Annotated in this window: 16 protein-coding genes; 10 read left to right on the top strand and 6 right to left on the bottom strand. The window is 71.1% G+C overall.

The features are described 5' to 3' along the window. The 5 genes from F4553_RS03665 to F4553_RS03645 are packed head-to-tail and all read left to right on the top strand — an operon-like array spanning window position 1 to window position 4,127. Window positions 1–1,029 carry a hypothetical protein gene (locus tag F4553_RS03665; RefSeq protein WP_184832003.1) on the top strand — a complete coding sequence of 343 codons (1,029 nt, stop codon included), beginning with the start codon at window positions 1–3 and terminating at the stop codon, window positions 1,027–1,029. Next, window positions 1,026–1,793 carry a hypothetical protein gene (locus F4553_RS03660; RefSeq protein WP_184832001.1) on the top strand — a complete coding sequence of 256 codons (768 nt, stop codon included), beginning with the start codon at window positions 1,026–1,028 and terminating at the stop codon, window positions 1,791–1,793. Before F4553_RS03665 ends, F4553_RS03660 begins: the two co-directional genes overlap by 4 nt. Further along, complete coding sequence (locus F4553_RS03655; RefSeq protein WP_184831999.1) at window positions 1,790–2,050, top strand: WXG100 family type VII secretion target; 261 nt, start codon at window positions 1,790–1,792, stop codon at window positions 2,048–2,050. Before F4553_RS03660 ends, F4553_RS03655 begins: the two co-directional genes overlap by 4 nt. Beyond that, complete coding sequence (locus F4553_RS03650) at window positions 2,047–2,811, top strand: hypothetical protein (protein ID WP_184831997.1); 765 nt, start codon at window positions 2,047–2,049, stop codon at window positions 2,809–2,811. Before F4553_RS03655 ends, F4553_RS03650 begins: the two co-directional genes overlap by 4 nt. Beyond that, window positions 2,808–4,127, top strand: a complete 1,320-nt coding sequence (locus F4553_RS03645) for a D-alanyl-D-alanine carboxypeptidase family protein (RefSeq protein ID WP_184831995.1) — start codon at window positions 2,808–2,810, stop codon at window positions 4,125–4,127. Before F4553_RS03650 ends, F4553_RS03645 begins: the two co-directional genes overlap by 4 nt. A 325-nt stretch (window positions 4,128–4,452) precedes the next feature. Here F4553_RS03645 and F4553_RS42815 read toward each other — a convergent pair whose 3' ends face one another. After that, complete coding sequence (locus F4553_RS42815; protein WP_184831984.1) at window positions 4,453–4,650, bottom strand: tyrosine-protein phosphatase; 198 nt, start codon at window positions 4,648–4,650, stop codon at window positions 4,453–4,455. Window positions 4,651–4,751: 101 nt separating this feature from the next. On the opposite strand from F4553_RS42815, the gene F4553_RS03635 reads away from it, so the two are divergent. Together F4553_RS03635 and F4553_RS03630 are read left to right on the top strand one after the other, a co-directional pair. Then, window positions 4,752–4,907, top strand: coding sequence for a class II fructose-bisphosphate aldolase (locus tag F4553_RS03635; RefSeq protein ID WP_184831982.1), 156 nt, complete (start codon window positions 4,752–4,754; stop codon window positions 4,905–4,907). Between the two features lie 325 nt (window positions 4,908–5,232). Then, a complete protein-coding gene (locus tag F4553_RS03630; protein ID WP_184831981.1) occupies window positions 5,233–5,997 on the top strand; it encodes a hypothetical protein in 765 nt (254 codons plus the stop codon). A gap of 267 nt (window positions 5,998–6,264) precedes the next feature. On the opposite strand, the gene F4553_RS03625 is transcribed toward F4553_RS03630, so the two are convergent. From F4553_RS03625 to F4553_RS03610, 4 genes are all read right to left on the bottom strand, one after another. Beyond that, window positions 6,265–6,459: a serine hydrolase gene (locus F4553_RS03625; protein WP_221469679.1), complete on the bottom strand. Its 195-nt coding sequence runs from the start codon at window positions 6,457–6,459 to the stop codon at window positions 6,265–6,267. Window positions 6,460–6,583: 124 nt separating this feature from the next. Continuing rightward, a complete protein-coding gene (locus tag F4553_RS03620) occupies window positions 6,584–6,964 on the bottom strand; it encodes an ATP-binding protein (RefSeq protein WP_184831979.1) in 381 nt (126 codons plus the stop codon). Between the two features lie 43 nt (window positions 6,965–7,007). After that, entirely contained in the window at window positions 7,008–7,919 is a 912-nt protein-coding gene (locus F4553_RS03615; protein WP_246465808.1) for an alpha/beta fold hydrolase, read from the bottom strand. A gap of 329 nt (window positions 7,920–8,248) precedes the next feature. Then, window positions 8,249–8,662 (bottom strand): CBS domain-containing protein, encoded by a 414-nt coding sequence (locus F4553_RS03610; RefSeq protein ID WP_184831975.1) that lies wholly within the window; start codon window positions 8,660–8,662, stop codon window positions 8,249–8,251. A 557-nt stretch (window positions 8,663–9,219) separates the two neighbouring features. On the opposite strand from F4553_RS03610, the gene F4553_RS03605 reads away from it, so the two are divergent. From F4553_RS03605 to F4553_RS03595, 3 genes are all read left to right on the top strand, one after another. Next, the gene (locus F4553_RS03605; protein ID WP_184831973.1) at window positions 9,220–9,405 is read left to right on the top strand and encodes a hypothetical protein; all 186 of its coding nucleotides are present in this window, start codon (window positions 9,220–9,222) and stop codon (window positions 9,403–9,405) included. A 78-nt stretch (window positions 9,406–9,483) separates the two neighbouring features. Then, a complete protein-coding gene (locus F4553_RS03600) occupies window positions 9,484–9,756 on the top strand; it encodes a GlsB/YeaQ/YmgE family stress response membrane protein (RefSeq protein WP_184831971.1) in 273 nt (90 codons plus the stop codon). Between the two features lie 581 nt (window positions 9,757–10,337). Beyond that, entirely contained in the window at window positions 10,338–12,071 is a 1,734-nt protein-coding gene (locus F4553_RS03595; protein ID WP_184831969.1) for a serine/threonine-protein kinase, read from the top strand. 14 nt (window positions 12,072–12,085) lie between these two features. Here F4553_RS03595 and F4553_RS03590 read toward each other — a convergent pair whose 3' ends face one another. Continuing rightward, window positions 12,086–12,298 (bottom strand): response regulator, encoded by a 213-nt coding sequence (locus tag F4553_RS03590; RefSeq protein ID WP_184831962.1) that lies wholly within the window; start codon window positions 12,296–12,298, stop codon window positions 12,086–12,088. Window positions 12,299–12,465: the final 167 nt, after the last annotated feature.

The raw sequence follows: 12,465 nt of genomic DNA, 5'->3' as shown, positions 1-12,465 counted from the left end.
ATGCCCGCCAATCCGGTCACCCGCTACGTCTTCGACCTCGACGACATCGACGCGATCGCCGTCGCCCTGCGCAGCGCCGCCGGCGACCTGACCGCCGCAGCGGGCAGCGTCCGCGCCGCCGGAGCCACTGCGGCGAACCTGCCCGGGGTCGGTCCCGACGTCGCCGCGATCTGCGCCGGCGTCGCCGCCCAGCTCCGCACCGCCACCACCGGGCTGCACGCCGACGCCCGCTGGCTCGCCGGGACCGCCGGTGCCCTCGCCCGGCTCGACGCCGGGATCTGGACCTCCAAGAAGCTCACCGGCGCGATCCGATTCGTCCGCGCCGAGCACGACCTGCAGCACGAGCTGGGGGCCCGCGACACCCGTACCCGCCGGGCCACCCGGATCGCCGGGGTCGCCGTGGACCTGTTCGGCCTCGACGTCACCGGCTCCAAGCTGCCCGCCCTGGCCCGCCGCGCCTACCGCAACCTCACCGCCTACCCGAGCATCGACCGGGCCGCCTGGAACCTGCGTTACGCCGCCGCCTGGTACGCCGTCTCCGCCAAGGACGCCCTCGCCGCCCGCCGGCCGCCCCGCGCCGACCCCGACCGGCCCCGCCGCCCCGGCTGGGCCGAACGCGTCGCGGGCGACGGCCGTGGTGCGGGCCGGCTGCGTCGCCTGATGACCTACGCCGTCCCCGGCGCGTCCGCGGCGGCCCTCGTCGTCGACGTCAACCAGCTCGCCACCCAGCAGCACCGGGGCGCCCGCGGGGTGCTGGAGTTCTCCCGCGACGCCACCTCCACCGTGTCGTCCTCGATCCACCTCGCCAGTGACGGGCTGCTCCTCTTCGGACCGCCGGGCGCCGCCGCCGACAAACTCGTCGACGCGGGCACCCTGGTCACCCTCGACTCGGCGGTCCTCGCCGCCGACGCCGTGGACTACCTCGTCTTCGACAAAGGCGACGACATCGTCCACGCCGTCGGCGACGGTGCCGGGGCCGTCATCGACGGCGCGGGCGACGCCCTGGACGCCATCGGCGGCCTGCTGTGACCGGCCCCGACATCACCGCCACCGCCGACGAACTCGACGCGCTCGCCTACGGCCTCACCGGCGAACCGTTCCCCGGCACCGAGCCCACCCTGCTCGACGCGGTCGCCGCCGAGCACCGCCCCATGGTCGCCGCCCGGATAGTCCGCTCGCTCGCCCTGCGCGGCATCGTCGAGGAGGGCCCCGACGGCCCCGCCGTCGCACCGGGCCACCGGGACCTGCTCGCCTGCCGCCTCGCACCCGAGACCGAGGTCACCGTCCGGGTCGGTACGCCCACCTCGTCGCGGCTCGCCGTCGCCTGCCGCCGCGACGGCGAGATCGTCGTCCACACCACCGACGGCCACGGCATCCACCGCCTCCGGTCGCTGGGGCGCACCGAACTCACCGAGGCGGTCCTGGCCCTGATGGCGCTGCCCGCCGACGTCTGCACCCGCCCGCCCAGCGCCCAGCCGAGCAGGCGGGCCCGCTACCAGGACCTGCTGCACGGCGGCGACACCTCACCGCTGGCCGAGACGATCGCCGCCTACCGGTACGCGGCGAAGCTGGTCTGCGTACACGACGGCTCGGTGACGACCACCGCGGTGCTGGCGGCCGCCGACGGTCCGATCTGGATCGCGACCATGGACCCCGACGCGGACGGCGACGACGGCTGGGTCCTCGCCCACCCCATCGCCGGAGCCGACCTGCGCGGCGTCGCGGCGGCGCTGGTGGCCGGAAGCCCTTCCCATACCGCGCGACCCGACGGCCGCCGGACACTGGCCTCATGAGTACGACCCCACAGAACCTGGAGCGCGCCGCGCAGCGGATGCGCGCCGAGGCCCGCCGCCTCCACGACATCCACGCCGACCTGCGCCGCACCACCCGCGCGATGACCTGGCAGGGCCCGGCGGCGGAGCGCTTCGAGCGCAGCGTCGCGCGCCGCGAACGTGAGATCGACGAGCAGCGCGACCTGCTGGACTTCCTGGCCCGGCGCCTCGACGACGCGGCCGACGCCGCTCGGGCGCTGGAACGGAAGACACCGTGACCGCCGCCTACACCTGCGACGAGCTGCGCGTGCTCGCCCGCCTCGCCGGTGCCGTCCTGCCCGCCTGCCTCGACGGCGGCTGGAGCGGCGACGATCAGCAGGTCGCCGACGTCGTCGCGGCTCGCTGCCTGCTCGCCCGGGGCGCCCTCACCCAGCATGCCGGCGGGGTCCGGCTCACCGACGCCGCCCAGCGGCTGATCGCGCCGCTCACCTCGCCGCACGCGATCCTCGAGGTCGACTGCGCCACCCCCGACGGGCTGTGCCGCACCGTCACCGTCTGGGACACCGCCGGCCGGCTCCGGCTCGCCGAACGGGAGCCCGACGTGTGGCAGCTCAGCACGCCGACCCGGCCGCCGCAGGCCGACATCGCCGAAGCCCTCGACGGCCTGTCCGCCGCCGCGCCGACCGCGATCGCCTTCACCCTCGACACCGCTGCCTTCGACCGGGCCGGCCGGTGGCATCGCAGCGGCCACCCCGCCGAGGCCGCCGACCAGCTCGCCGCCGCCGGTGTCGACGGCGACGCAGCCGCCGCCTGGTTGTCGGCGCTCGGCGACTGGCGGGCCGAGGGCAGCTTCCGCCTCGGCGAGCGCCACGGCACCGACGGGTTCGCCCTCGCCGAACTGTCCTGGTTGGACGCCCGCGACGGCGGGCTGTGGCAGATCACGCCCGCCCTCGATCTCGGCACCGTGACCGTCGCCGGTGCAACCGCCGACGAGCTGCGCAGCGCAGCCGCGAACCTGCTGCTGGGAGTGGCACCATGAAGCTGACCGACGCGCAGATAGCCCACCACGCGTACGCGGCCGGGTTCCGCGGCGACCACCTCGTCACCGCGGTCGCCGTCGCCCTCGCCGAGTCCGGCGGCCGGACCGACCGGCCCGGCGACACCGGCATCACCAACGGCACCTGGGGACCCTCGATCGGGCTGTGGCAGATCCGGTCCCTGCACGCCCAGCGCGGCACCGGCGGGCAACGCGACCAGCTCGCCAACGCCGACCCCGCCGTCAACGCGCGCCACGCCTACCAGATCTCCCACCACGGCCAGAGCTGGTCACCGTGGTCGGCCTTCACCAACGGCAGCTACCGGCAGTACCTCGACCGGGCCCGGACCGCGGCCAGGTCCGCAGGCAGCGGTGGCACCCAGCCCGCAGGCGGCGGCGCGCCGTCGGGCGGCAGCGGCAAGAAGCCCGGCAGCGGCAAGGGCGGCGGCCGCATCGTGCTCGACCTCGCCGAGCTGCGCCGGCTCGAAACGCTGATGGAGACCAGCCACCAGCGGGTACGCCACAGCATCGCCGCCGTCCGCGACACCGCCTCAGGCCTGGCCCTCGCGAGCTCCGCCCTGCCTCAGGCGGGCTACCTCACCGGGCTCTTCGACGCGCTCAGCGGCCCGTTCGGCCTCGATCTCGTCGCCCGCCACCTCGACTGGGAGACCCGCCTGGTCGAGCGGACCCGCCGCCTCGCCGCCGCGGCGCTCGGCGACGACCACCGGGTCGGCCCCGAGGATGCAGGCAACCTGCTCCGCCTCCTCGGCGGCAGGCACGGACTGCCCGAGACCGCTGTCCTGCAGGCCCTGCTCGCCGGCGGGCTCCGCGCCGGTCATCGGGCCGCGCCGACCGGCCGGGCCGAGCAGCCGAAGGTCCCGGCCCACCCGCCGAAGCTGCCGATGAACCAGGGCGACATCGTCCCGGCGTCACTGCGGCGGTTCAGCAACGGGCACCTCCCAGCGGGCAAGCTCGTCGCGGTGGGGGAGGGCGAACGGCTCGCCGAGACCGCCGCGACCCGGTTCCGCCGGATGGATGCCGCCGCCCGCGCCGACGGGGTCAACCTGCGCGTCGTCAGCGGCTACCGCACCTACGCCGAGCAGCAGCGGCTCTACGACCTCTACCGGGCGGGTCGGGGCAACCTCGCCGCCGCACCCGGCACCAGCAACCACGGCTGGGGGCTCGCCGCCGACCTCGACGTGGCCGGTCAGCCGGGGGCGTCGACCTGGCTGCGGGCCAACGCCGCCCGATACGGATTCTTCAACGACGTCGCCGGTGAACCGTGGCACTGGACCTACCGTCCAGGCGGAAAGGCATAACGAGCTTGGGGGCCGAGGTCGGTGGTCCGAGTCGTCCTCTCGGCGCACGGTCACGGCCTGCCCTGTCGGCGAGATCGAGGTCGTCAAGCTTGACAAGGCTACCCCCGTCGTTCGCGTCGACCTGGTCTCGACGTTCCGCCCGTGACCCCGGCCAGCGAATTCCGGTCGGGGTCACGGACAGGTGGTTGTCGGCGCCGCCGGGGATGAAGCAGGGCTCGCCGAACTCTTCAAGAGTTGGCGTCAATGCCTCCGTCCGGCCCGGCTAGATAAGAACACCTATACCTCTGTCGGGTTCGACGGAGGGTCCCTGCCGTAAAGCGCGGGATCAATCGCCCTGATCGGGATGAGCCGCAGCCCCGTGGTGTCTGGTCGAGGGCGATCCGGTGACGAGGTTGTCGCGCAATCGCCGCTGTGTCAGGGTGTCTACGCCCAACGCCGTGGATATGAACGCGTGGAAGGTGCCGTACCGAGCGATGGCAGCGGAGTACGCGGCGTCCAGGTATTCGGGACGAGCGGCGAGCAATGGAGGCGCGTACGCGGCCGAGCCGGCTACGGCGGCGGGTCACGGCACGTCGGTGATGGTCAGAGCGGCAGGTCCGGAAGGCGGGCTGCATCGGCACGACAATGGCCGCCACCACGGTCGACGAGGACAGTGACGCCGTCCAGCGCGAGTCGGGCACCCGGCACCCCCTGTACCTGGCGTTCCATGGCGGATCGGGCAGCACCGACCAGGCGATCAAAGCAGCGATCCGGTACGGCGTCGTCAAGTTCAACGGGTGACCTGTAGCGCATCTGCCGCCGTTGTGTCCAGGCGTGCGCGCTCGGCGCGGGCAGTGTGATCACGCGGATTCGCCGCGGAGGTCACCACGGCCGAACGGGTTGGCTCGGGCCGGACGGTACGCCGACGGAGACCGGGCCAACGGTATTCCGCCATCGACCGCATTGCCTCCAGCATTTAGGTGTTAGCACCGATGTGTGCGCGACCAGCGCATATCTAGCATTCAGCACGCTGGTGACCACGTGAGGAGTGCGGATGAGACGGCGGTGCGAGCGGCTGACGCCGAGGTGTGAGGTTGCAGGACCCCCGCTTCGCAACCGCGACAGCATGTCCGCGCCGCGCGGGCCCGGGCAACGGGCACTCGTGGCGGCGGCCGCGCTGATCATGGTGCTCGGCGCCTGCTCCAACAATGCCCCGACCGCTCACGGTCCGCAGGTGCAGACCACACTCGTGCCCTCGGCCGCGCCGAGCGAAGCTCCGGCATCTGACAAGAGCCAGGCCGTCGGCTCGACCCGGCCGAGCACCAAGGCACCCTTGGCCGCAACCGGGCCGACCGTCACCCACCTGACGGTGACCAACATCCGGTGCGACGAGTTCACCGACGCCGGAGGCTGGATCGGATACGTCGACGTCGAGTGGGGCATCGCCCGCGGGGACAACGTTCAGCTCTACGGCCCGAAGTCCACCGACTTCCTCGGCGGATACGACGTTGCCAGCACCTCCGCCACCTTCCAGCTCACCTGCGAACCGAACACGCCGTTTCTCATGAGGGCCGTCCCTCAGAAGGGGGCGACGTCAGGCACTCGCCGCGACTACAAGGGAACCTGGCCGAACACGCCCCGAACCACAGCGCTCACCGCCACCAGGGGCAGCTGCGTCATCGGCCTCGGTGACATCACCGTGACCTGGACCTCGCAGGGCGCCCGTGGCGTGCGCATCCTCGTCAACGGCAGCACGTTCCCCGCCGCCGCCAACGGCACCAAGACACTGACGAACCAGATCTGCGGCGCCGGCAAAAGCTACCCGGTCCGGGTCACGGCCTACCAGGGCGATGCTGCGGGAGGATTCCTGGAAACACTAGTGACCTGGTAGCCCGGCATCATCAGGGATGTGCGCGATATGGCGGAATAGCATCGGATCGGTGAGCACCGTGCGCACGTCCTCGTACCGGACGGCGAGCCACGCATCATCGCCGAACGGCAGCCGGACCCGTGCCATCGGGCATTGCTGCAGCGATGCGAAGAGCGGATCGAGTGTGAACGGCGGAGGTGGGGAGATGGAGATCGGGGCAGGCAAAATGATAGCCGAGATCAGGGGCGGTGGCGGCTTTGACCTGCTCCTGGAAGTCCGCCCACCGGTTCAGCGGCCGATGCGCAGCTCACCCCCGAAGGCCGGTACGCGCAGCAAATCGAACGCGCCGCCGTCCAGTGGGCGCGCGGTGTTGCTGAGCACCACCACACCGGCCCGCCGCTGCGGGATGAACCCGACCCAGGACCGGAATCCGCCGGTGCCGCCGTTGTGCCACAGCTGCTCGGCGGCCCCGAAGCGCGGCACCAGGTGAAGTCGCTGCGGGTCAGCCCGAGCGGGTTGGCCACCTCCTCGGCTATCAGCGTTTCCTGCTCAAGAACGCCCCGCCGGAGGCGTCCATGCTGCTCAGCATCCTGTTTCGTCACCACTGTCAACGAACCGGGGCGCCATTGCCGCAATCGCACCAGATGATCTTGCCGTCGTCGGGGACCTGGTCGACTCCCCATCGCTGGCATACCGAGTCCACCAGTGTCAGGCCGAACCCGCCGTTCACATCGGGAGCGCGCAGGGTGGGCTCGGTACTGCTGTCGTCGCCGACCTCCAGCCGGAGGCATCCGCCGTCCAAGCGCAATCGGACGCGGACCGGGCTGCCGACGTGCCGCACGGCATTGCTGACGAGTTCGGCGGTCGCGATGATGACGTCGTCGTGTACGCCTGCATACGCCCACTCGTCCAGTCGGGAGCGGACGAAGCGTCGCGCGGCTTCGCTGCTGGAGGTGTCGGGCGGGAGCTGTATCGTCGCGGTCTTCATGGCGTCCTTCGATCTCGGGCCGGTGCCGCCGTGCGGAGCGCGGTCAGGCCGACACGGTCGGTGCGGGCAAAGGTGATGTCGGCCGCAGGATGAGCCTGCGTCTCCAGCGGGACTCGGTGTGGCGGGCGGCGGGCGCGGTGGCGAGGAAGTGCTGGAGGAGGGGGAGCACAGCGGCAGTGTGGGTCTCGTGGGGGTAGTGGCCGGCGTCGGCGATCTCAGCGAGGTGTGCGTGTGCGAGGTGTTTCACGATGCCTGACTGGTGGGCCGGGGGAATGGTCCGGTCGTCGCTTCCCCAGATCACCAGGGTCGGGAGGTCGCCGAGCTGGGTGAGGTGCCGGGTCGCGTCGATGGTCTGCCCGGACCAGTCGATCACCGTCTGTGCGGTCTTGATGAAGGTGTGCCGACGCCCCGCATGGCGCAGGTCGGCGATGGCGTCGCTGACCGCGGCGGCATCATGGCGCGAGACGCAGCCGGGAATGCGAGACATCAGGGGCACCAGGTGCCGGGTGACGGCACCTGGCAGATGCGAGAAGCCTGCCACGACGATCTCCGAGCCGGGCAGGGTCGCGGCGCGCAGCACCATGGTGAGGTCCCTGCCGAGGCCGCCGCTGCCGATGAGGACCAGGCGGTCGACTCGGTCCGGGAACTGGTACGCGAACTGCATCGCGATACCGCCGCCGAGGCTGTGCCCGACGACCGTGACGCGGCGGTAGCCCAGCCGGACCACCAGATCCCGCAGTGCGGCGGCGTGCGCTCCGACCGAGTAGTCCCCGCCCGGCTCATCGGAGTCGCCATGCCCCGCGAGATCTACGGCGATCACGGTGTGCGTGGCGGCCAGGGACGGAAGGAGATGTCGCCAGGTCCGGCGGCTTCCGCCCAACCCGTGTACGAGTAGCACCGGTTCACCGCGGCCGGCGATGGTGACAGCGAGGCCGCCCACCCGTTCGTCACGCATACCGATAACGTCGACGGCTTCAACTTCGCCGATACGTGCTGGCTCCTGGCGGCCCTTCATGTACCACCGATACCCGGACATGGGGATCGCCACGCCTACGCATGCAGAAGGCCCGGTACGGCCATGCCGGCTGCGTCTTATCCCGGGGATCCCGACATACGGCTGGCTCTCGGCCTCCGTCGGGCGCCTTCGCCGGGGGCGTGCTCACCATGCCTGCCTGCTTCCGCCCGGCCGCCTGATCAGGGTGTGGACATGCTTTCGGCCCGGCGGCCTGCCGCCGGGCCGAAAGCTGTCGATGCGACACACACGGTCGCCGCTCGGGTACTGGTTCAGGCGGAGATGGCGTCGATGAGGTCGCCGACTGGCCGGTCGGGTAGGGCGCGGGCGATGTCGGCGACCGCGACGATACCGACGAGGGTGTGGCCGTCGATGACGGGCAGGCGGCGGACCTGATGGTCGGCCATGGTCTGCAGGATCTCGCTGGCGGTGTCGTCGGCTCCGATGGTGACCGCTTCCCCCTGAGCGAGTTCGCCGGCGGTCACGGTGGCCGGATCGCGGCCTTCGGCCAGCACCTTCACCACGATGTCGCGGTCGGTGAGCATGCCCTTCAGCCGCTGATCGTTGCCGCAGATCGGCAGTGATCCGACACCGAGGTCGGCCATCTTCCGAGCCGCTTCAAGGACGGTCTCGGATACGCCGACGCAGGTCACGTCGGGTGTCATGATGTCTCGGGCGCTGGTCATCAGATGTACTCCTTCTTGGATAGTGGAGCCGCCGCGAAAGGTGCGGCGACCTGTCTGGACGTGATGAGCGGGCGTAGTCCGTCGAACCGGCTGGCCATCGCGACCAGGTCAGGTATCGCTCCGGCGGCGGGCCGGGGGCGCGATCCGGCGTGTCGTCGGTGCGCTGGCCTCGTTGCAGATGCCGTTCTGGACGTCGACGACGAACAGGACCCCGTTGTTGATGTTCAAACCATGCCTGCCTGCCGACCGTGTGCGTCGTTATCGACCGATACCCGGCGCACGCGACTTCCAACCACCTCGACAGCAGCCGAAGGGAACGCCGGGTCGGGCGTGACGACCGAACGGGCGGCGATCTCCTCGGCACAGGCCTGGGTGTAACCCCTACCGGAGCAGGTCCCGTCGCGGGGCACGCTTTCCTCCGCGGACATCTCGGCGCATCCGGCACCGTCCCTCGATGGCCAGCCGCACGTGTCGGCCGTTGTCGAAACGCAGTCGCGAGGGGATTCATGCCGACTCGAGCTGGGCATGACGAGGGCGTACCCACCTAGGAGGTTCCCGTGGACACGATCGCCACCCTGGCCCGTGATCTTGATGTCACGCCACAGGACGTGCAGGCCTACGTGCAGCAGCTCGTCACCAGTGACGGTGAGGCCGCTGTCGTCGCCCAGCCCAGTCCTGACCCGGCCGGCCTCGGTCTCACCGACGAGGCCGCAGACAAGGTCCGCGTACAGCTCACCCACTAGTTTGCGCCGTCCGCCGACCGGGTATTCGACGGTCAGGAAGCGCAACCCCACCTTCCGCAATCGTGAGGAGTGCATGTCATGACCGTGGCCGGAATCATCTCCGCAATCATCGTCGGTCTCATCATCGGCGCTCTCGGCCGACTCGTTGTGCCGGGTCGTCAGGGTCTGCCGATCTGGCTGACGATCGTCGTCGGCATCATCGCGGCCCTCGTCGGCACTGCGATCGCCCAGGCCGTCGGGGTCGCCGTCACCGACGGTATCGACTGGATCGAGCTGGTCTTCCAGGTCGGCCTCGCCGCTGTCGGTGTCGCCCTCGTCGCCGGCCTCCGCGGTCGGAGCTCGGTAGCCTGATCTGCAACACATGCGGGTGGGCCTGGCGCGATATCGCGCCAGGCCCACCCGCATGTCTGGTCGGCTGGACTCCCGTTCCGCCAGAACGCGGCTGAGTGTTCCCCGACTGCCCTTGTCAGGCCGGCGCGTTGCCTTTCGGATATCGCGTCTCGGCGACGATGCCGGCCTACGGCGGTCCTGCGCGTGCTGCCCCAGTTCACCTGCTGGCCTGGGGTTGTTTAGAGCCGACTCGTTCCGGAGATAGATGCGGGGATGTCTGTCGGGAGGTGTTGTGCTGCAGAAACGTCTCGTTCACGGACCTGCTGGTCGCTTGTGCGGTGGCGGCGATCGCGCTGTCCCGTACGGGAGATCCGGATCCGGCACAAGGCCGCGTCCCATGTCCACCGGCAGGCGGAGCAGACCGGCGCCACCAGCGAAACCCGGGAAACCGCGCTGCCGCGCAGATCCCCTCCATGGCTGTCCAGGGCAGTGAGAGGCAGGACTCGGATGGAATCCGCTTCGGGGCCAGGAGGCGCCGGCACGACCGTGACAGGTAACGCGGCTGCTGTGCCAGGTCGGCATCAACGGTCTGGAGTCGCTCCATGAACGGATCCCCGTCCCGCTCTCTCCCGGAACCCGGCACCGTTCTGGACGGCAGATACGTGCTCATCGCGCCCATCGGATCTGGCGGGACGGCCACGGTGTGGCGAGGCCGCGACGAGCGGCTCGGCCGCATGGTCGCGATCAAGATTCTCGACCGGCGCCTGCTCGCCGACGAACACGCCATCGACTGCCTGCGGGTCGAGGGACACGCCCTGGCCCGGCTGCGGCACCGCCACATCGCCGAGGTCTATGACTGCATGGTGGAGCCGCCTTCCCATAACCGGGCTGCCGCCGCTTACCTGGTGATGGAGCTCGTCGACGGGCTCACCCTGAACGCGATCCTCCGCGACGGGCCCCTGTCCTGGTACCAGGCGGTCGACTACGCGGCACAGACCGCCGAAGGTCTCGCCGCCGCCCACGCCCGAGGAATCGTGCACCGCGACATCACCCCGGCCAACATCTTGCTCACCCACGACGGGGTCAGGATCATCGACTTCGGGATCTGTGCGCCGACCGGCGGCGAGGAGTTCGACCCCCAGGGCAGGCTCACCGGCACTCCTGCCTACCTGGCCCCTGAACGAGTGGACGGTGAACCCGTCCAAGCGTCCGCCGATGTCTACTCCCTCGGGGTGCTGCTCTACCAGATGCTCACGGGCCACCTGCCCTGGCGGGCAGACACCGCGATCGGTCTGCTGACTGCTCCGCGCTTCACCGCCCCCCGGCCCCTGCCCGACATTCCCGGTCTGCCGACCGAGGTCGGCGGCCTTATCACTGCCTGCCTGGACCTGCAACCGTCTCGTCGACCGTCCGCGGCCGCCGTACTGGAACTCCTGCGCCCGCACACGGGATCCGGCCAGGCGGTACCGCGTGACCGCTCTCCAGCCCTTGCGGACGAAAGGCAGCCGACCCGCCTTGTCCCGTGGCCGGCGTCCGCACCGTCCGCATCCGCCGGGCGCCCACCGCGGCGGGCGGGAGCCGCGGTGCTCGTCGGGCTGGCCACGGCGGCGGCAGGTCTCGCGATGTGGGCCGGCTTAGGAAGCCCCAGCGCCGCCGGCGACCCTGTCGCCGGTCCGGCGTCGCCCACCGCCTCCCCTCACCGTGCCGTCTGCGCAGTGGTGTACCAGCTGCGCAGTGACACGGGCTCGAGGTTCACCGCCACCATCGCCGTCACCAACCTCGCCGCCGCAGTCCCTCCGCGCGGGCAGATTGCTTTCGACCTACCAGGCAGCCAGCGGATCGACGGCGGCGGCCAATGGACCCAGGACGGCCCTGCGGTCGCATCCACCCAGGTGCTGTCCCTGCGTCCGGGAGCGCAAGCGACCCTCGCCCTCGCCGGCACCTACCGCGGCGACAACCCGCTGCCGACGCTTTTCACCCTTGACGCCCAGCAGTGCACCTCCACCGTCCTGGGCCTCGCCGGAGCGCCGATCGACACCTCGATCGGTACGACCGGCCAACCCGACACCGGCGTGCCGACCACCGCTGGCACCTCTCCCGGGGCATCCGCATCACCACAGCTGAGCCCAGCGCCCGCCCCGACACCCACGAACGCCACCCCCGGTGTTCCCCCCGCCCCGCCGCCACCGTCGCCGGGTAGGTCCAAGAAGCCCAAAAGCAGTATCGCCGACGGCGAGAACCGGTTCCTGTCGCTCACCGGCGCGTCCCATTCTTCAGCTGACCACGCCGAGCCCGCCCGCACCGGGGGAGAGGCCAGCAGAGTCAGCGCAGCCTGATCCGCGGTTCGTTGTCAGGCACGGCGCTGCTCCAGACAGGAGGACGAGTCCAGCAGGATCAGGTCCGGGCGGCGCGCACCGGGGTGCGCGCCGTCACGGCGCAGGTAGGCCAGGCCCTCCTGACCGGAGTCGGCGTGGTGCAGGATGTCGGCGATCCCGGCGCTCGACAGCGCGTCCTCGACGAGCGCCGCGTCGCCGTAGTCGTCCTCGACGAGCAGGATCCTCAACCCAGTTGCCCCGCCAATACCGGTCACCTTCGTCAGCTCCAGCCCGGTCGCGTGCGCCAACCGCCCGTGCGGCCTGGGAACAACATACGGGAACGTTCCCATTTCCCGTTGCCGCCGGGGCGGGCACTCTTCGAGTTCCTTCCGCGGGCATGTTCATCGGGGGCGGC

The sequence above is a fragment of the Allocatelliglobosispora scoriae genome (genome assembly GCF_014204945.1).
GTDB classification, from domain to species: Bacteria; Actinomycetota; Actinomycetes; order Mycobacteriales; family Micromonosporaceae; genus Allocatelliglobosispora; species Allocatelliglobosispora scoriae.
Note: the sequence above shows the minus strand (reverse complement) of the source record. Positions and strands in the feature narration are given on the sequence as shown.

Coding starts and splice junctions, on each gene's coding strand:
- F4553_RS03645 (WP_184831995.1), top strand. CDS start 2,808: ATGAAGCTGACCGACGCGCAGATAGCCCACCACGCGTACGCGGCCGGG.
- F4553_RS03655 (WP_184831999.1), top strand. CDS start 1,790: ATGAGTACGACCCCACAGAACCTGGAGCGCGCCGCGCAGCGGATGCGC.
- F4553_RS03620 (WP_184831979.1), bottom strand. CDS start 6,964: ATGAAGACCGCGACGATACAGCTCCCGCCCGACACCTCCAGCAGCGAA.
- F4553_RS03595 (WP_184831969.1), top strand. CDS start 10,338: ATGAACGGATCCCCGTCCCGCTCTCTCCCGGAACCCGGCACCGTTCTG.
- F4553_RS03630 (WP_184831981.1), top strand. CDS start 5,233: ATGTCCGCGCCGCGCGGGCCCGGGCAACGGGCACTCGTGGCGGCGGCC.
- F4553_RS03610 (WP_184831975.1), bottom strand. CDS start 8,662: ATGACCAGCGCCCGAGACATCATGACACCCGACGTGACCTGCGTCGGC.
- F4553_RS03600 (WP_184831971.1), top strand. CDS start 9,484: ATGACCGTGGCCGGAATCATCTCCGCAATCATCGTCGGTCTCATCATC.
- F4553_RS03665 (WP_184832003.1), top strand. CDS start 1: ATGCCCGCCAATCCGGTCACCCGCTACGTCTTCGACCTCGACGACATC.
- F4553_RS03615 (WP_246465808.1), bottom strand. CDS start 7,919: ATGCGTGACGAACGGGTGGGCGGCCTCGCTGTCACCATCGCCGGCCGC.
- F4553_RS03635 (WP_184831982.1), top strand. CDS start 4,752: ATGGCCGCCACCACGGTCGACGAGGACAGTGACGCCGTCCAGCGCGAG.